13 protein-coding genes and 1 pseudogene are annotated in these 18,751 nt (G+C 71.0%); 10 read left to right on the top strand and 4 right to left on the bottom strand.

What is annotated here, in order from left to right:
- Positions 1-12: 12 nt before the first annotated feature.
- Complete coding sequence (locus AB0950_RS08940) at positions 13-519, bottom strand: MarR family transcriptional regulator (protein WP_360160545.1); 507 nt, start codon at positions 517-519, stop codon at positions 13-15.
- Between the two features lie 549 nt (positions 520-1,068).
- Between AB0950_RS08940 and AB0950_RS08945 the strand changes: the two genes are divergently transcribed.
- The 5 genes from AB0950_RS08945 to AB0950_RS08965 all read left to right on the top strand — a co-directional run bounded on the left by AB0950_RS08945 (position 1,069) and on the right by AB0950_RS08965 (position 5,439).
- Complete coding sequence (locus tag AB0950_RS08945) at positions 1,069-1,515, top strand: MarR family transcriptional regulator (RefSeq protein WP_360574071.1); 447 nt, start codon at positions 1,069-1,071, stop codon at positions 1,513-1,515.
- 34 nt (positions 1,516-1,549) lie between these two features.
- Positions 1,550-1,960: an ATP-binding protein gene (locus tag AB0950_RS08950; protein WP_360160543.1), complete on the top strand. Its 411-nt coding sequence runs from the start codon at positions 1,550-1,552 to the stop codon at positions 1,958-1,960.
- A gap of 115 nt (positions 1,961-2,075) precedes the next feature.
- Positions 2,076-3,335, top strand: a complete 1,260-nt coding sequence (locus tag AB0950_RS08955) for a fused response regulator/phosphatase (RefSeq protein WP_360160542.1) — start codon at positions 2,076-2,078, stop codon at positions 3,333-3,335.
- A 71-nt stretch (positions 3,336-3,406) separates the two neighbouring features.
- Positions 3,407-4,984: a CHASE3 domain-containing protein gene (locus AB0950_RS08960; protein WP_366778184.1), complete on the top strand. Its 1,578-nt coding sequence runs from the start codon at positions 3,407-3,409 to the stop codon at positions 4,982-4,984.
- A complete protein-coding gene (locus AB0950_RS08965; RefSeq protein ID WP_360160541.1) occupies positions 4,981-5,439 on the top strand; it encodes a response regulator in 459 nt (152 codons plus the stop codon). The genes AB0950_RS08960 and AB0950_RS08965 overlap by 4 nt, the downstream gene beginning before the upstream one ends.
- Before the next feature lie 19 nt (positions 5,440-5,458).
- On the opposite strand, the gene AB0950_RS08970 is transcribed toward AB0950_RS08965, so the two are convergent.
- Positions 5,459-6,304 (bottom strand): RNA polymerase sigma factor SigF, encoded by an 846-nt coding sequence (locus tag AB0950_RS08970; protein ID WP_360160540.1) that lies wholly within the window; start codon positions 6,302-6,304, stop codon positions 5,459-5,461.
- A 213-nt stretch (positions 6,305-6,517) separates the two neighbouring features.
- Between AB0950_RS08970 and AB0950_RS08975 the strand changes: the two genes are divergently transcribed.
- Positions 6,518-8,044, top strand: a complete 1,527-nt coding sequence (locus AB0950_RS08975; protein ID WP_366778159.1) for a GMC family oxidoreductase N-terminal domain-containing protein — start codon at positions 6,518-6,520, stop codon at positions 8,042-8,044.
- 117 nt (positions 8,045-8,161) lie between these two features.
- Positions 8,162-8,332: pseudogene (locus tag AB0950_RS08980) on the top strand (helix-turn-helix domain-containing protein); the annotation flags it as partial.
- A gap of 72 nt (positions 8,333-8,404) precedes the next feature.
- Here AB0950_RS08980 and AB0950_RS08985 read toward each other — a convergent pair.
- Entirely contained in the window at positions 8,405-9,157 is a 753-nt protein-coding gene (locus AB0950_RS08985) for a hypothetical protein (RefSeq protein WP_360574328.1), read from the bottom strand.
- Here AB0950_RS08985 and AB0950_RS08990 point away from each other — a divergent pair.
- On the top strand, positions 9,039-9,353 hold the full coding sequence (locus tag AB0950_RS08990) for a hypothetical protein (RefSeq protein ID WP_360574063.1): 315 nt from the start codon (positions 9,039-9,041) through the stop codon (positions 9,351-9,353). The two genes, AB0950_RS08985 and AB0950_RS08990, sit on opposite strands and share 119 nt — an antisense overlap.
- 125 nt (positions 9,354-9,478) lie before the next feature.
- On the opposite strand, the gene katG is transcribed toward AB0950_RS08990, so the two are convergent.
- Positions 9,479-11,671 carry a catalase/peroxidase HPI gene (gene katG, locus AB0950_RS08995; RefSeq protein ID WP_366778160.1) on the bottom strand — a complete coding sequence of 731 codons (2,193 nt, stop codon included), beginning with the start codon at positions 11,669-11,671 and terminating at the stop codon, positions 9,479-9,481.
- Between the two features lie 744 nt (positions 11,672-12,415).
- Between katG and AB0950_RS09000 the strand changes: the two genes are divergently transcribed.
- Both AB0950_RS09000 and AB0950_RS09005 read left to right on the top strand, forming a co-directional pair.
- Positions 12,416-13,324 carry an S-4TM family putative pore-forming effector gene (locus tag AB0950_RS09000; protein WP_360574059.1) on the top strand — a complete coding sequence of 303 codons (909 nt, stop codon included), beginning with the start codon at positions 12,416-12,418 and terminating at the stop codon, positions 13,322-13,324.
- 142 nt (positions 13,325-13,466) lie between these two features.
- Entirely contained in the window at positions 13,467-18,374 is a 4,908-nt protein-coding gene (locus AB0950_RS09005; protein WP_366778161.1) for a hypothetical protein, read from the top strand.
- Positions 18,375-18,751: the final 377 nt, after the last annotated feature.

Below are 18,751 nucleotides of genomic sequence, written 5' to 3' on the forward strand. Positions count from 1 at the left end.
CTGGTCACGCGATCAGGCGTCGGGGCGGTCCGGGCGCTGCGTGACGCCGTCCTGAGCCGCCAGGAAGCCCTGCAGGCCGCGGCTGAGCGCGTCCCGGTCGCCCGTTCCCATGGCCGCGAACACGGCGGCGAGCGCCCGCGACCGGCGGGAGGCCACCTCGTCGAGCACCTGCCGGCCGTGCCCCGTGAGGTTCAGCTGCACCTCGCGCCGCTTCTGCGGGTGCAGCACACGCTCCAGCAGGCCGGCCGCCTCCAGCCGGTCGCACAGCCGGCTCGCCGTCGGCATCCCTATCTCCATGCTCTCCGCCAGCGCGGTGAGATTGAGCCCGGGTGCGGCCTGAAGGATCCGCAGGGCCCGCAGCTGGTGCGGCGACAGGCGCAGCCGCGCTCCCTGCGCGGCGACGGCCCACAGGGTCGCGAGACTGTCCACGGCATCGGCGAGCTCCAGCGCGAGGGCCGCCATGGGATCATCGTCCGGCCCGCTTGCCTGGTCGTCCCCGAAGCCGCTGAGACGAGTCACGAACACATCGCTTTCAGTAATCGCCTGCCCATACGGATACCACCCTCATTCAAACGCGGTACCCGAACGGCCGCCGAGCAAGCACCGCCGGCCGGGCCATCGTAGGAGACGCACAGCGGTCCGGCAGCGTCCTCGGCGTCGGTGCCCGCGCCGTACCCGGCGGCCGCCCGGCCCCTCGTGATATCCGCCGAGGTGCATACAAGGCCGGTCGGTTTTCAGGAGAGATCTGCTGAATCTCCTGGATTCGGGGGAACGGCGCATCGTGCAAACCAGCTGCGACAGCTGCTGAAGATCACCGGCGTCCACGGGATCCTCGGCGTGTACGACACCGTGGCCGGGGCAGAAGAAGCCCTGGGCGGCTGACGCCTCCGTGTTTTTTTGTGGTGGCATGCGCCACTGGCCCCGTCCTCCGGATGGCCGGTCACCGGCATCGAATTACCCGCCTGCCGCGCAGATGACAGTGTTCTCGAACACAGCGGCGAGGCTGAAGTCCTGCCAGGTGGGTAAGGGCGCTTCTCGACGGCACCGAGGAAGGGGAAAGCCATGTCAGTGCATCCCGAACCCGTCGAAGCGTCGATCGCGGCGGAACACGTCGTCCAATCGCTGGCCGAGTTGTGGCGGCGGGCCCATGAGGACGTCGCCCCGACGATTTCCCGCGAGCACATGCGCGCTCTGCTCGTCCTGGAGAACGAGCCGGACACTCCGGGCGCGGTCGCCGAGGGCCTCGGCGTCGACGCCGCCTCCGCGGCGCGGCTGTTCGGCAGACTGGAACAGCGCACACTGGTACGCCGCGTCCCCTCCGGCGCGTTCTGCCTCACCGGTGCCGGCAGGTGCGTGCTCGAAGCGACGCGCCAGCGCCGCCGTCAGCTTCTGGAGCAGGTCCTGGTGACGGCCGCACCGTCGGACCGGCCGGTGTTGCGTGAGGCGATCGACCAGTTGTATGGACGGCTGAGCCCGTTGGCCAGAGTGCCGCGGAGCCGCACGCACACCGACTGAACCGCACACGCGCCGACGAGGAGGAGGTCGTTGCATGGGAAGCCGTGACCTGCGGGAGGCCACGAGAGCGCGGACGCGTGCCGTCCTGGGCCGCCGCTCCGACGCCGCTGCCCATGCCCGAGGCGCCTCCCGCACGTTTCTGAACGGCCTTCAGCCCCCGGTCCGCGAGAAGACGGCCTCGGCGGTGGAGCTGGTCGTCTCCGAACTGGTGACGAACGCCGTACGGCACGCCCGAGGCGACCTCTGCGTCCTGGAACTGGAGGACGGACCCGACGCGGTGTCCGTGGCCGTCCGCGACGGCGACCCCGCGCCGCCTCGCGCTCGAACGCCTGACTTCACCGGATCCGGTGGATTCGGCCTGCTCATGGTGGGCAGGCTCGCCGACGAAATGACGGTGGAGTCCGCGGCGCGGGGCAAGACGATCCGCGCCAGGGTGCCCAAGTAGCCGTGGCAGGCCGGTGAAGACACACCGGGACGCTGCCAGTACTCTTCGTTCGTTGCCCTACGGCAATCAAGAGTCCGCAGGGCTGCCGAGGCGTTCGAGGGGGAACCAGGGACGGATGCTCCCAACACAGCATGGACTTGTCGGCGTACGGGTGGTTCCCGGCTCCGCCACGGCGGCCGGGGCCGCCTGGGCCTGGCAGGAACCCTCGGTGCTTCTGATCGAGGACGACGAGGCGGACGCCCTCCTGGTGGAGGAACTGGTCGCCGACTGCACTCCGGGCATGCGGCTGACCTGGGTGCGCTCCCTGGCCGAGGCCCGTGAGGCACTGACCAAGGAGACCCCGGACTGCGTACTGCTCGACCTGCACCTGCCCGACTCCCACGGGCTGGAGGGCGTGGCCCGCGTACGGCAGCACGCGGATGTCGCGGTGGTCGTCCTGACGGGCCTGGCCGAGGAGAGCGCCGGTCTGGCGGCGGTCGCGGCGGGTGCGCAGGACTACCTGGTCAAGGGTCGGGTCGAAGCAGAGCTGTTCGGCCGCGCCGTGAGATACGCCATACAGCGCAAGCTGGCCGAACAGGCGGCCGCGGCGCTCCAGGCGGGTCAGTTGCGGGCGGAGGAGAACCGGCGGCTGGAGCGCGGGCTGCTGCCCACCCCGCTGCTGCGGGCCGCCCCGGACCTGGAGGTGGTCGCCCGCTACCTGCCGGGCCGCGAACAGGCGCTGCTCGGCGGGGACTTCTACGATGTCGTACAGACCCCGGACGGCAGCGTGCACGCGCTGATCGGCGACGTCTCGGGACACGGCCCCGACGAGGCCGCGCTCGGCGTGGGGCTGCGGATCGCCTGGCGGACGCTGGTGGTCAGCGGCGCCACCGGGTCCCGGCAACTGAGCACCCTGGAGGAGATCCTGATCGCCGAGCGCACCGGTGAGCAGATCTTCGCCACGCTCACCAGCCTGCACCTGCTGCCCGACGGGCGCTCGGCGCGGGTGATGCGCGCCGGTCATCCCGGCATGCTGCTGCGCACCGGCGACAAGGTGGAGTGGAGGGAGGTGCCGGGCGGGCCGGCGCTCGGGGTGCTGCCGAGCGGCATGGCCCGCTGGCCCGTGGAGGACGTCACCCTGCCGGCCGGCGCGGGGATCGTCCTGTTCACCGACGGCCTGTTCGAGGGGCGCACCGGCCCGGGACACGAACGGCTGGGAGAACAGGGCCTGTTGCAGGCGGCCCGCGCGAGCGCCGCCCTGCCCGCCGAGGAGTTCGTGGACAAGCTCATCGGCCATGCCGAGGCGATGGCCGAGGACTACGGCGGTCTCGCCGACGACGTGGCCGTGGTGCACCTGCGGTGGAACCGGCAACCCCGACCGAGCAAGGAATCGTGACTGTGACAACGTCTTCTGCGCCCGCCAACCCCCGTCGGCGCAGCCGGATCACCGTGCAGGGCTGGTTCCACATGGCCCTCGCGGTGATGGTCGCCGTGGTGGTGACCGGCTCGGTGATCGGCACCGAGCTGCTGGCACGGACCGCGCACGTCTCCGACCAGCTGATCGAGGACGTCCAGCCCGCCAGCGCCGAGGCGCTGCGTCTGCAGAACGCCCTGCTGAACCAGGAGACGGGCGTGCGCGGCTATGCCATAGCCGCCGACCCGCAGTTCCTCACGCCCTACACCGAAGGCGAACGGGACGAGCGGGACTCCGCCGCCCGCCTGCGCCGGCTGATCGGCGACCGGGCGACCCTGCGCCAGGACCTCGACGGCATCGAACGCGCTGCGGCCGACTGGCGCCGCACCTACGCCGAACCCCTCGTCGCCGGCGTCACCCAGGGCAGGCCCCGCACCGTCGACGAGTCCACCACGGACCGCGGCAAGGCGGCCTTCGAGCACATCCGCACCCTGTTCACCGAGCAGAACACCCACCTGGCCCAGGCCCGGGAGCGCGCCCGGAGCGAGCTGGCCCACGTGCGCACCGTACGCGACTGGGTGCTCGGCGCCATGGTCGCCGTCTTCCTCCTCACCGGTGGCGCCCTCGCCGTACTGGTCCACGCCCTCGTCGCCCGGCCGCTGGACGGGCTGCGCGTCGCGTCCCGCCGCGTGGCCAAGGGCGAGTTCCAGCACCGCATCCCGTCCGAGGGGCCCGCCGACATCCGGGCGATGGCGAACGACGTCGAGGCCATGCGCCAACGCCTCGTGACGGAGCTGGACGCCTCGCACGCCCGGCACGAGCACCTCACCCAGCAGACGGCCGACCTGGACGCCCAGGCGGTGGAACTGCGCCGCTCCAATGCCGAGCTGGAGCAGTTCGCCTACGTGGCCTCCCACGACCTGCAGGAACCGCTGCGCAAGGTCGCCTCGTTCTGCCAGCTGCTCGAAAAGCGGTACGGCGACGAACTGGACGACCGGGGGAAGCAGTACATCGCCTTCGCCGTGGACGGCGCCAAGCGCATGCAGACCCTCATCAACGACCTGCTCACCTTCTCCCGCGTCGGCCGGATCAACGACGCCAACGTGCCCGTCTCGCTGGACCAGTCCCTGGACAAGGCGATGGCCAACCTGACGGCCGCGGCCGAGGAGTCGGACGCCGTCATCGAGCGTCCCGACGAGCTGCCGGAGATCACCGGCGACCCGATGCTGCTGGTGATGCTCTGGCAGAATCTGCTCGGCAACGCCATCAAGTTCCGTCACCCCGACCGCCCGCCGCGCATCCGCATCACCTGCGAGTCCGAAACGGACCCCGAGGAGGGCAGCGCGCGCTGGCGGCTGAGCGTGGCGGACAACGGCATCGGCATCCCGGAGGAGTTCGCCGAGAAGGTCTTCGTCATCTTCCAGCGCCTGCACGGCCGCGACGCCTACTCCGGCACGGGTATCGGGCTGGCTCTCTGCAAGAAGATCGTCGAGTTCCACGGCGGTCGCATCTGGATCGACACCGCGTACACCGAGGGCACCCGCTTCTGCTTCATCCTCCCGGCCGGTGCGCCCGGTACGGCCGACGAGACAGCGCCCGCCCGTACCACCCCGGAAGGACAGCCCGCATGACCACCCCCGCAGTTGAGCCCATCGAGGTCCTCCTGGTCGAGGACGACCCCGGCGACGAGCTGATGACCCGGGAGGCGTTCGAGGACAACAAGATCGGCAACACCCTCCACGTCGCACGCGACGGGGAGGAGGCCCTCGACTTCCTCTACCGGCGCGGCGCGTACACCCAGGCCCCGACCCCGGACCTGATCCTGCTCGACCTCAACCTGCCCAAGTACGACGGCCGGCAGGTTCTGGAACGCATCAAGTCCGACCCTGACCTCGCCCACATCCCCGTGGTCGTGTTGACGACGTCCTCCGCGGAGGAGGACATCCTGCGCAGCTACAAGCTGCACGCCAACGCCTACGTCACCAAGCCCGTCGACCTCGACCAGTTCATCGCCGCGGTCCGCCAGATCGACGAGTTCTTCGTGACCGTCGTACGCCTGCCCCGCCAGGACATCACCCCGCGGTGAGGCGGCCGGGCACCCCGGATCACTCCGTGGCGAGCATGCCCGACCGCAGCCGCGCCAGGAGGCGGGAGACCAGGCGGGAGACGTGCATCTGGGACACGCCGAGCTCCTGACCGATCTGGGCCTGGGTCCTCTCCTCGACGAACCGCAGATGGAGGATGCGCCGGTCCCGTTCGTTCAGCTCCGCGACGAGCGGAGCGAGGGCATGGAAGTCCTCCACGAGGGCGAGGGCGCCGTCCTCCTCGCCGATGAAGGCGGAGAGGGCTGCCTCGCCGTCGTCGGTGTCGTGGGTGACGGCGGCGTCGAGGGACGTGGAGTGGTAGCCGTTCGCCGCGATCTGCGCCTCGACGACCTCCTCCTCCGACAGGTTCATCAGGGCGGCCAGCTCGCTGACCCTGGGCGAACGGCCCAGACGGCTGCGCAGTTCCTCGTTGGCCTTGGCCAGTTCCACGCGCGCCTCCTGCAGCCGGCGCGGCACGTGGACGGACCAGGAGGTGTCGCGGAAGAACCGCTTGATCTCACCGACGATGTACGGCACCGCGAAGCTGGTGAACTGGACCTCACGGGAGATCTCGAACCGGTCGATCGCCTTGATCAGGCCGATCGTGCCGACCTGGACCACGTCCTCCATGTCCTGACCGCTGTTGCGGAACCGGCGGGCGGCGAACCGCACCAGCGACATGTTCATCTCGATGAGCGTGTTGCGCGCGTACTGGTACTCGTGGGTCCCTTCCTCCAGGACGGCGAGCCGCTCGAAGAACATCCGGGTCAGCTCGCGGGCGTCCTGAGGCGCGATCCTCTGGGGGTCCGCGATCTGCGGCAACTGCGTGCCGGAGCCGGTCGTCGTGCCGACGGATGCCGTCGTCATCACAGGCCCTCCCTGCCGTCCGTGCCGGCTCCCGTGAGCAGGCGGTAGCCATGCGCCTACCCGGACGGGGCGCCATCATGCGGCGCGGCGGATGCCGCCCGGCCAAGTGGCTTGAGCGGACGTGAAGGCTGTTCCGCTGGCCGGCACAGGCGTTGGGCCGCGCGGTCCCGCGGAGTTCCATCGAGAGGACCGCTTCAGAAAGGTCCTTTCGCCATGGCTCATCTGACTGGTTACGACTATGTGGTGGTCGGCGGGGGGACGGCCGGGAGCGTGGTCGCAGCCCGGCTGTCGGAAGACGCGGCAGCGCGAGTGCTGCTCATCGAGGCGGGGAGCGCGGCGGTCCGGGCTGGCATGCGTACGCCGCAGGCGTGGATGTCGTTGCTGGGATCTTCCGCCGACTGGAACGACGTCTCCGTGGCACAGGCCGCCACGGGTGCGTCGTATCCGCTGCCCCGAGGGCGGGGGATCGGCGGTTCGAGCAGCATCAACGGAATGGCCTTCCTGCGGGGGCACCGTTCCTCCTACGACGCCTGGGTCCGGGCCGGCGCCCCCGGGTGGGGATACGAGGACGTGCTGCCCTTCTTCCGGCGCAGCGAAAGCACGCAGGGGCGCGATCCGTCCGTGCGCGGGGTGAACGGCCCCATGCTGGTGGCGCCCGCATCCCGGCCGCATCCGATATCGGTGGCAGGCGTGGAAGCGGCCGTCGAGGCCGGACACGCGCGTGCCGTCGATCCCTCCGGCGGCCTGGAGGTGGGGGCAGGTCTTCACGATCTCAACATCGTCGCGGGGCAGCGGCAGAGCGCGGCGGACGCCTATCTGCGGCCCGTGCTGCGTCGACCGAACCTGGACGTCGTCACCGACGCATTCGTCCATCGCCTTCGGATGGTCCGTGACCGTTGCGTCGGGTTGTGCTATTCCCAGGGCAAGGAACAGGTGACGGTCGACTGCTCACGCGAAGTGGTTCTGACGGCGGGGGCGATCGGCTCACCTCACCTGTTGATGCTGTCAGGCATCGGGCCCGCAAAACATCTGCGCGATGTCGGCGTCGACGTGGTGGCGGACCTCCCCGGAGTGGGATCCCATTTCCAGGACCATCCGCAGACCAGTATCGTCTACAGCGCCGCGGCACCGATTCCGGTGAGCCACAACAATCACGGCGAGGCCAGTGTTCTGCTGGGCAGTGAGCTGACCAGCCGGCCCGATCTGCAGGCTTTGTTCGTCACGCTTCCTTATCACAGTCCCGCGTTGAAGGGGCCTGCGGAGGGCTACTCGATCGTCGTGAGCCTTATGGCCCCGCGGAGCCGAGGGTGGGTGCGTCTGGCCAGCCGAGAGCCTGACGTGGCACCGCTGGTGAACCCGACTTACCTGCAGGACCATCGCGACGTCGAGGCCCTGGTACTCGGTCTGCAACGGGCCCGCGAGATCGGCGAGGCGCGCGCTCTTTCCGCGTGGCGAGGATCCGAAGTGCTTCCCGGACCCGGCTTCCGTGACGCGTCAGCGCTGCGACGGCATGTGCGCGAAAGTCTCACCACCTATTTTCATTACGCCGGTACCTGCCGCATCGGAAGCGATGAAAAGTCCGTCGTGGACGACCGGCTGCGCGTGCACGGCGTCACCGGTCTCCGCGTAGCAGATGCTTCCGTCATGCCGTCCATCGTCTCGGCCAACACGAACGCAGCCGTGCTGGCCATCGCCGAACGGGCCGCCGACTTCATGTCCACCGGCTCTCACACTCAGTGACCTGGTTCGGTATTTCCGGAAGAATGCGAAACAGCCTCCCGTCGCCTGCCCGGAAACATTCCACTACGCTTTCCACGTGTCCTGAGACTCGACTGTCGTGCACGGAAGATCCAGGAAATGACCGACGAGGAAGCCGCACCCGCCGGCGTGGTGCACAACGCGTTCGCGCTCGTACGTGTCCTGAGCCGGGCGCAGCGGCCTGTCGGCGTGACCGAGCTTGCGTCGGTGGTGGGCCTGCCGAAGACGACAGCCCACCGGCTCCTGGAGCAGATGGCCCGGGAAGGCATCGTGACGCGCCGCGATCACCAGTGGGCACTCGCGCCGGGCTTCGGCGATCTGGCGCGGACAGCACACCGGCCCTCACCTCTGGCGCTCGTCGCGCGTCCGCGACTGCACGCGCTGTCCCAGGCCACCGGCGCGACCCTGTTGCTGCACCGGGAGTCCGGAGACGCCCTGGAGACCCTGTGGTGCGCGTTCGGACCGCATTTCCGCCGTGTGATGCCCCCGGCAGAACAACGACGGGCCGCCGTGCATCCGGCCTCGGCGATCTGGCTGGCGCTCGCCTCCGGACAAATGGCCGCCGAGTACCAGGAGGTGCATCCGGGCTGCAACTGCATCGCCGCGCCCGTCTCCCTCCCCTCCGGAGGCACAGGCGTCGTCACGCTCGTTCGGCCGGACAACCTGGAGGTGGAGTCCCTCAAGCGTCCTCTGGAGAGGGTCGCGTCGAGGATCCTCTCCGACATCCGTCGGTTCGCGGACTGACAGCAGCCGCTGCCGGTACACGGAACGCGGCTCGGCCAGAACCGAGCGGTACGACTTCTCGGCCTGCTGACCAGCGGCGGCGCGAAGGCGACGGTGTCGCCGAAGACGTCGAGGCATTGCATGAGCCTGGGCGCCGTGTCCCGTACGTGGGCGGGAATGTCCTCGTCGGCGAGGACGGCGAGGGTCTCGCGCGCGACGGCCGCTGCCACCGGATGCCCGGAGTAGCCCCACCATGACGGCGGAGATCGGCGCATACGCGGAGGAGAGCCCCTTCGCCAGGGTGATCAGGTCAGGGCTCAGTCCGAATTCGGTGGTGGCGGACATGGCCCCTGTGCGGCCGAACGCGGTCACGACCTCGTCGGCGAGGAAGAGAATGTCGTTCCTCCGAACAGCCCTTGGCGAGGAACACGGCAAGCCCGTGCGCGGCGCCGGCGACGCACAGCAGGTCGAAACGGCCAGCAGTGTCTCCCGGTCGGCGAAGTGCTTGTACGGGCAGGCATCCAGCCAGCGGAACGACAGGCCGGCGCCGGCCATGCGCCTCGGGTAACGGCCGGTCTCCGTCCGTCCCTTCGTCCCGGCCGTCTTCGGAGACCCGGGGCGGTCGGGCGCCATGAGCGGGTGTTGCGGCGCCACGTCCCGGTCGGCCGACGAGGGCCGACCGGGACGTCGGGCTCAGGCGAGGTCGAACCGGTCGAGATTCATCACCTTGTTCCACGCTGCCACGAAGTCACGGACGAACTTCTCTCCCGCATCCCGGCACGCGTAGACCTCCGAGACGGCTCGGAGCTGGGCGTGCGCACCGAAGATCAGGTCGACCGCGGTGGCGGTCCACTTGACCTCGCCGGTGGCGCGATCCCGGCCTTCGTACACGTTCTCGTCCGTGGCCGACGCCTTCCACTCCGTGCCCATGTCGAGCAGGTTGACGAAGAAGTCGTTGGTCAGGGCGCCGGGCCGGTGGGTGAAGACACCGTGCGGGGACCCCTTGAAGCCGGTGTTCAGGGCCCGCATGCCGCCGATCAGCACCGTCATCTCGGGAGCGGTCAGCGTCAGCAGGTTGGCGCGGTCCAGCATGAGGGTCTCCGGCGACAGTTTCTCGCCCGCCGGGAGGTAGTTGCGGAATGCGTCCGCCTTGGGCTCCAGCACGGCGAACGACTCCACGTCCGTCTGCTCCTGCGAGGCGTCCGTACGCCCGGGAGCGAACGGGACCGTGATGTCGTACCCGGCGTTCCTCGCGGCCTGCTCGACGGCTGCGCACCCGCCGAGGACGATCAGGTCGGCGAGGGAGACCCGCGTTCCGCCGGTCTGGGATTGGTTGAAGTCCTGCTGGATCCGCTCCAGCGTGCGCAGAACCTCGGTCACCTCCGGGAGGTCGTTGAGTTCCCAGTCCTTCTGCGGCGCGAGCCGGATCCGCGCCCCGTTCGCCCCGCCGCGCTTGTCGGTGCCGCGGAAGCTTGCCGCCGACGCCCAGGCGGTGGTGACCAGCTGGGAGAGGGACAGACCCGAGGCGAGGATCCTGCTCTTGAGGGCGGCGATGTCCTCGTCCCCGACCAGCTCGTGATCGACGTCGGGCACCGGGTCCTGCCACAGCTGCGGCTCGGGAATCCACGGGCCGAGGTAACGCGAGACGGGTCCCATGTCGCGGTGCAGCAGTTTGTACCACGCCTTGGCGAACGCCACCGCGAGCTCGTCCGGGTTCTCGTGGAACCTCTTCGTGATCGGCCCGTAGACCGGGTCCACCCTCAGCGCGATGTCCGTCGTCAGCATCATCGGGGCGTGCCGCTTCGACGGATCATGGGCGTCGGGCACGGTGCTCCTGGCCGCGGGATCCGTCGGAGTCCACTGGTGGGCGCCGGCGGGGCTGCTCGTCAGCTCCCACTCGTACCCGTAGAGGTTGTCCAGGTACCCGTTGTCCCACGTGGTCGGCCGGTGGGTCCACGCGCCCTCCAGACCACTGGTGAGCGCGTCGGGGCCCTTGCCGCTGCCGTAGGTGTTCCGCCAGCCGAGACCCTGCTGCTCGATCGGGGCGGCCTCGGGTTCCGGGCCGATATAACTGGGGTCGACCGCGCCATGACACTTTCCGAAGGTGTGGCCGCCGACGATGAGCGCGACGGTCTCCTCGTCATTCATCGCCATGCGCCCGAACGTCTCCCGAATGTCCCGGGCGGCAGCCATGGGGTCCGGGTTTCCGTTGGGCCCCTCCGGATTGACGTAGATCAGTCCCATCTGCACGGCGGCGAAAGGACCGGTGAGTTCCCTGTCGCCGCTGTAGCGTTCGTCTCCGAGCCATGTGTCCTCGGGCCCCCAGAAGATCTCCTCGGGTTCCCAGATGTCCTCTCGTCCGAAACCGAACCCGAACGTCTTGAACCCCATGGATTCCATGGCACAGTTTCCGGCGAAGACCAGAAGATCGGCCCAGGAGATTTTCCGGCCGTACTTCTGTTTGACCGGCCAGAGCAGACGGCGTGCCTTGTCCAGGCTCGCGTTGTCCGGCCAGCTGTTGAGCGGGGCGAAGCGCTGTGCGCCGCTGCCGCCACCGCCGCGGCCGTCCGCGATGCGGTACGTTCCCGCGGCATGCCAGCTCATCCTGATGAAGAGCGGCCCGTAGTGACCGTAGTCGGCAGGCCACCAGTCCTGGGATGTCGTCATCACCTCGAAGACGTCACGCTTCAGCGCGTCGACGTCGAGGGTCGCGAACTCTTTCGCGTAGTCGAAGTCCTCGTCCATCGGGTTGGACCGGGGCGAATGCTGGTGGAGAACCTGAAGGTCCAGCTGATTCGGCCACCAGTCCCGGTTCGTCCTGGGCCGCCGAGTCGGTGTGGGCGTCGGCGAAGGGATTGCCGGGTTCTCGCTTTCACTGCCGGACATGCCCGTCCTTCTTTCCTGTCTCGGTGTTCGCGCGCGTCGACCCAGCCGATCAGCGCGCCATGGCGCCACCGGCTGGAAAATCTGCTGTGCCGCGTCCGTATGGTCGCGCACCGCAGACCACACCTCCATGAAACACGCAGAGCACCCCGCATGACAGACGAGAGAGATGGGGACGGCGTTTCCTCTCCCGCGCGTGGCACACCTCGACCAGTGGGCGGGTGAATCAGGAATTCCGTCATCTGCTGGACGACGCGTCGGACGCCCACCGCCGTGATCCCGGCTCGACGACCCCGGCCCGCTCCCACGTCGTCGTGTCCCACTGAGCACCTGACGTCGCCCTGGGTGAGCAGGTAGTGGACGCCGCGGGCGTGGCAGGTGACCCCGCGGCGCAGGTCGGGCCCCTCCGGCCCGGCACCGGAGCGGGGAGGCGCGCTGGGCCCGCTGAAGGGCGGCATGCTCCCCGCACCGGTCGGCCGGCAGTGGTGCCGCCCGGGCCCGGAGTGATCGCACGGCCGTCGGCACCGCTCCGGTGCAGCCCCTTCCGGACGGTGCCCACCTGGGCCGTACGGGCCGTACGGTCACCGCGCACTCGTCGGCCCACCGGGCCGGCGCCCCCGCGCCTGGAGGGTGGTTCTGGCACCAACGGCCGGGATGGGACGTCGGGTTGAGGCACGCACGTCCTGTGTACAGCGGGTGGACCGAAGGGCACAGTTGGTGAGGAGAGCCGAGGGCGAGGGGGAGGTCATGGGCAGTGGGGCGAACGGCAGTTCCCGCATTCTGGTCGAGCAGAACGCCGATACGGCACTGCACCGGCTGCGCGCCATGAGCGTGTCGCACAGCAGGGCGCAGCGGCTGGCCAACGCCCGCACCGGCGTCTCGCTCCTGCTGGCGGCCGCCGGGCTCGTCACCGCCTTCGTCCCCGGACTCACGGTCGTCGTGACGGTGTTGGGCGGGCTGTGGGCCGTGGCCCACTCCGTCGGCCTGACCGCCTGGGAAAGCGCCGAGGCCCGGCGGGCCGCGCTGCTGCAGGAGCTGTTCGACGTGCGGCTGTACCGTCTGGCCTGGAACACCGCCCTGGCCGGCACCCCGCCCGCGCCGCAGGAGGTCAGCAGCCTCAGCCGCCGCTTCCGGGGCGAGGAGGCGGAACTGCGCGACTACTACGAGATCCCCGCACTTCCGCACCCCTACGACGTGCTCGCCTGCCAGCAGCAGAACCTCGGCTGGGGCGCCCGCGTACGCCGCCGCTACGCCCGGACCGTGCTGGCCGCGCTGCTGAGCTGGCTGGGCGCGGGGCTCGTCGTCGGCCTCGCCGCCCGGATGGACGTGCTCGACCTGGTGCTGCTGTGGTACGTGCCCTCCCTCGGCGCGGTCATGATGGCGCTGGAGGTGTGCCGGACGCAGTGGGAGGTGGCAGCGGAGCGGGAGCGCGTCATGGAACTGCTGGAGACCCGGATCGCCGCCGGGGACGACCCGGCCGCCCTGCTCGTGCTGGCCCGGCAGGTGCAGGATGTGATCTTCCAGTCCCGGCAACGGCACACCCGCGTCCCGGACTGGTTCTTCCGGCGCTTCAAGAACACCGACCGAGCCGACTTCCAGGCCGCGATGAGCGACCTGCAACGGACGGTCGGGCGGACGACGCCCCAACTCGGCTGAGACGGCGGTGACTCGAGCGGGTAGCGGTCACCCCGCTTCCGACGACGCCGCCCGGCGGACTGATGTACCGTCAGCACCCGCGCAGTCCGCGGCGCCTGCGCGACCCCCGGGTGCGGACGGTCCGGACAAGGTGGAAGGCACGGTGGAGAACGAGGACGGCCTCAGGGCGTTGTTCGACGACGAGCCGGCGTCCGACGCGCTGGTGGCGTGGGCCCGCGACGGTGGTCACGGCGGTGTCGTGCGGCCGGTCCTGCCCCCGTGGAGACCCTCCGGGGCGAGCGCCAGCGGTGCCCTGCTGACCGCCGTACTGGTGACGCCCGGACCTGGACCCGTGGTGGTCAAGGTGTCGGCCGCCGGGCAGGGGAACGAGGGACACCACCACGCCCGGGCCTACCGGACGGCGCCCGACCGGGTGGCCCGGCTCCTGTGGACCTGGCAGGTGGGGGACGGACGGACCCTGACCTTCCAGTCACCGGCGGGCCAGAGCCTGCGCACCGTGCACACCATGGCGGGCCTGACGCACGAACTCCCGGACGCCTGCGCCTATGTGACGCGCTGGCTGCTGACCGAGTGGAACGCCGGCCCGGACGACATGGCGGCCGGCACGCGGACCGTCACGGACCTGCTCCGCCACGAACTCGGCGCGCTGATCGACGCGGGCGGCTCGGCGCTCGCCTACGGCGCCCGGATCGACGGCCTGGACCCGGACACCCCCTGGATCCACATCGACGACCGGGACCTGCCGAACCCTCTGGCACTGGCCGCCGGACGGGCCGAACTGCCCGACCCGTCCCTCCACGTCCTGCGGGGACGCGCCCACGGCGACCTTCACCTGCACAACATCATGGTGCCGCACCGCCTCGGCCAGGCCCGGTACGAGGACTTCCGGCTCATCGATCCCGCGACGTTCACCGAGGACGCCCTGCTGTCCCGGGACGTCGTCACCCTGCTCCTGTCGGCCCTGATCCCCGAGGTGAGGGAACGGGCGGCCGCCGACGGCGACGCCCTGCTGCGCTATCTGGTGTGCCCGCAGGCGGAGCTGCGGGACCGGATCGTGCCGGCCACGGTCCGCCTGGTGGACGCCGTGCGGGACGCGGCCGACACGGCCGCCGGCAGCTGGTACGACGTGTGGACCGACCATGTCCTGCTCTCCCTGCTGGCCACCGGCCTGCGGTTCAGCACCCACGAGAACCTGGGCGAGGCCGGCCGCTGGTGGTACTTCCGGCTGGCGGCGCACGCGGCCGGCGAGCTGCTGCGGCCCTACCTGGACGAACCGTGGCCCACCGGGCGGCCGGTCACCGCCCCGGCACCGCCCGCCACCGAGCCACGGCACGAGCGGCCCGGGCCGAGCCGGCCGGCAGCCGGCGACGGCACCCCGGGACGGCCCGGCACGGACCCGCCCGAGGAACTCCGCCGACTGGAGGCGTACAGCCGTACCGCGGTGGTGGCCGCCGGGCACCAGGGCGCCTCCGGCGCCGGCGCCCAGCCCCTGGACCTGACCGCGCTCGCCGTACCCCGGGACCTGGAGTGGTCACTGCTGAGCCTGCTGCACGAGGGCCGCTCGGCCTGTGTCACCGGCCCAGCGGGCACGGGCAAGACCACGCTGCTGTGGCGACTGCACCGTGAGCTGGCCGGGCGGCCCGGCGGCCCCCGCCCCTACTTCCTGCGGGCCGGCGACCTCTGGCACACCGACCATGCGGCGGGGATGCCCCTGGAGACCGTGCGCGCCGCCTGCCGTTCCCTGCCCGGCCCCGCGGTGTTCCTGCTCGACACCGCCGACCTGCTCGTCTCCGACACCTCCGGACTCGTCCTGGTGCGGGAACTGCTCACCGCGGCCGCCGAGTTCTCCGTCCCCGTCCTGATGACATGCCGGGAAAACGTGGCGGACCACCTCAAGCCGTACGTCGACGACTTCGCCCTGCAGTGGAGGAAGCTCGGCCCGTACAGCCCGGCCGAGCAGCAGGCGGCGATCCGCTCCCACGCCCGGTACTTCTACGAGGGCCAGCCCGAGGTCTCCGTGGACGAGGTGTGCCGCACCGTCGCGAACGCGGCCGTACGCGGCCTGCCCATGCGTGAGGTGTGCCGGGCCCCGCTCACCCTGCGCATGCTCTTCGAGACCTTCGCGCCGAAGCCGCCCCTGGTGGAGGAGATCGACGCCACCACCCTGTACGACCTGTACTGGGAGCACCGTGTGGGCCGGGACCAGCGGGCGGGCGACACCCCCGGACCCGGGACGGCGCCGCCGCCCGACCTGTCGGAGACCGGCGAGAACGTGGCCCGGCTGATGCTGGAGGAGGGCCGGCTGGACCTGTCGGCCGCGGAGCTGGGCCCGCTCCCGCTCGGCGCCGGGGCCACGGACGACCTGCACGGACTCGTCAGGCGCGGGGTGATCGAGTGCCATGGCGAGGGTGTCGCGCGCCGGTACTCGTACTTCCACCAGACCCTGTTCGAGTACGCCGCCGGCCGCCGGCTCGCCCGGACGGCCACCGCCGCGGAGCCCTCGCACCTCGCTCAGCTGCTCCACTGGCTCGAGGAACACCCCGACGACCAGTTCCGGCTGGCCGTTGCCGAGCAGGCACTCGTCCAGGCCGGGCGGGCGGGCGGCCGGACCGCGGCGGCGGGCACGGACCTGCTCACCGGGCTGCTCGCCGAGACCCGGGACGGCGCCCCCGACCTGCACGGCCTGCGGGCTGTGCTGATGCGGGTCTACGCCAGGCTGCCGGCCCCGGACGCCGAACTGCGGCAGCACTTCGGTCCCGCCGTCGCCGATCTGCCCCCGGTCCTCGGCCGGATCTATCTGGAAGCCCTGCCCACCACCTGCCACCAGGACCGCGAGCGCATCGTCGAGGAACTGCTCGGCATCTGGCGGGCCGGCCACGAGGAACTGCGGCAGCCCCTGATCGGCGCGCTGGGCTGGCTCGCGGAGAGCATGCCCGAGAGCGTCATCTCGGTCATCGACCGGGCCTGCTCCGCCGCGGAGCGGGGCGACAACCCCTGCGGCGGACGCGACTGTCCCCCCGAGGGCTGCCTGTGGGCCTGGCTGCTGACCCGGCACAAGTCGGAGATCTTCAAGTTCCTGGCCGTTCTGGAGGCACTCGCGCCCAAGCGACCCGACTGGGTCTGGCCCCGGCTGCGCACCCTCATGACGGATCCCCGGCGCGACCTCCTGCCTCTCGCCCGCTGTCTGCGGCTCGCGGCGCGGCGCCAGGACTGGCCCGAGCGGCCCTACGCCGTGATCCGCCCCGTCGTCCGCCATCGCTGGGGCAGGGAACGCCCGCGGAACAAGGACGGGTTCGAACTGCAGGCGGCCCTGGGCAGGCTGATCGCGAGCACCTGGCTGACCAGCGGCCGGCCGCCGTCCCCCGAAGCCGTGCTGGCCGCCGCCTGCCGGCGCCCCGAGGAGTCGATGTCGTATCCGCAGGTGCGCGCCGTGGGCGAACTGGCGGTCCACGCCTCGCCCGACGAGGTCCGCCGCCTGCTCCACGTCGTCGAGACCGTCGGCGGCCCGGGAGCCATGCCGCTGCTCACCGACCACCTCCTGCTGCCCCTGCTCACCGCCGCGGACGGCCCCGACGACACGATCGGCGGCGACACGCCGTCCAGCCGGGTCGCGGGAGCGGAACCCGCAGCCACGGCCACCGTCCGCGACTGGCTGGCCGGCAAACTGCGGGCCCTCGACCAGGGCGCCCCCGCCGACTTCGGCCACAGACTGGCGGAGCACACCTGGAGCCGTCGGCTGGACGTGCCCACCACGGCCCGGCTGGTCGCCGCCGCGTGGCCACGAGCGAGCGGCGACCCCACCGAGACCGAGGACCGGCTGCGGCGGATCTGGCTCGCCGACCAGAGCGCCGTCACCCTGCTGGTGGCCGCCGTGGCGGCCGGACACCCCCAGGCACGCCAGGCCCTGCGCCTGTGGCGAGCGGACCGGGCCCGGACGACCGGAGCCAGGGGGGCGTCCCGCAAACAGGTCGTGTCCCAGGCGGACCAGAAGATCGCGCACGACCTGCAACGACTGGTCCCCGAACACCCCGAGCTGCTGGACGAGCTGCTCACCGAGGGCACCATCGACCCCTGGCTGGACCCCGGATGGCTGCACGAAGCGCTCGGCAAGCCCGGAGCGTACGCCGACCCCCGGCTCACCGCCGCGCTGCGCCGCCACGCCCGCACCCTGGAGCGGCTGTGCGATGTCACCTGGACCGGTGACCACGGTTCACAGGTCGCCAAGAAGTCGTTCCACCTGCGCGGCAAACTCGTCGCCCGAGGCGTCCTCGGCGCTCCGACCGCGACCCGGCTCGGCGCCATCCTGACCAAGGGCGGCCACCCGCATCACATCAGAAGCGCGCTCCTGCTGGTCGAGACCGTCATCGACCACAGCCCGAACGGCTCGCTCGCCACCCAGGAGTGGCAACGGCTCGAGGAACTCCTGCACGGCTACCTGCGTCCCGAGTACACCCAGCAGCGCACCGGCCCGGGCAAGGGCTGGTACGAGGACGTCCAGGCGGTCGCCCGGCGCTGCCTGACCGGCCTGGTGTGCCGCCATCACCCCCTGAACACACCGCAGCGCATCGCCCAGGCCTGCGCGCGCGCCCACGACCATCTGACGCGGGCCGCACAGGTGGACGACGTGACGGTCCTCGGCCGGTTCATCGAGCGCCTCGCCGAGACCTCGCCCCGGCACGCCGTCGAGATCGTCGACGCGGCCGCCGCGACCCTGCTCGTCCTGCCCACGGGCAAGGGCATGTCCCTGGCGCAGCGCTGGTACCGCCCCCTGTCCCGTCTGGTCGAACGGGCCACGTCCGAGCAGTGGCAGAAGCTCATCGCGGCCTGCTGGGAGGGCCCCCTGGAGGTGCTGCGCGTCCTGATCCGCGCCGGCATCCGCAAACGCACCGACGACCCGGCCGCCCACCTGCTGGCCCTCGCCGACACCAGCCCGTGGCCCGACGTCATCCGGGAGACCGTCCGCATCGGCTCCCTGCTGCGCACCGACGGCAGCCGCCGACGCTGGCTGCCCGCCGACGACCGGCCCGGCCCGTCACCGTTGATCGCGTGATGGGCGGGTGGCGGAGCGGCGCTGTGGCGATCGTCACGGGGGCCTTCGAGGGCTCTTGCGTACCCTGGTCTCGGCCGTTGGCGCTTGGGGGGTGCCGCCCGGACACGCGACTCGTTGCAGGGTAAGGAAACCGCCCTTGACCTGCAAAAACGCAGGCAGGGAGCCTAGATTCAGAAGTGCCTCGATGCTGCGCATGATGTTCAAGTCCAAGATCTAGCGTTTGGGTGTTTGTGCAGGTCAGAGCTCTGATCGCCGTCTCCGGGTCAGCAAATGCCCCGCGGGGCAGGGGAGTTCCGAGAGGTACCTCTGTCCCGCTCGGCGCGGGAAGCGACGGAGCGCCACGCGGAGAAGCGCACCGCACGCGAGGACTGTCTCCG

Source organism: Streptomyces sp. NPDC007189, from assembly GCF_040703635.1.
Lineage (GTDB): Bacteria > Actinomycetota > Actinomycetes > Streptomycetales > Streptomycetaceae > Streptomyces.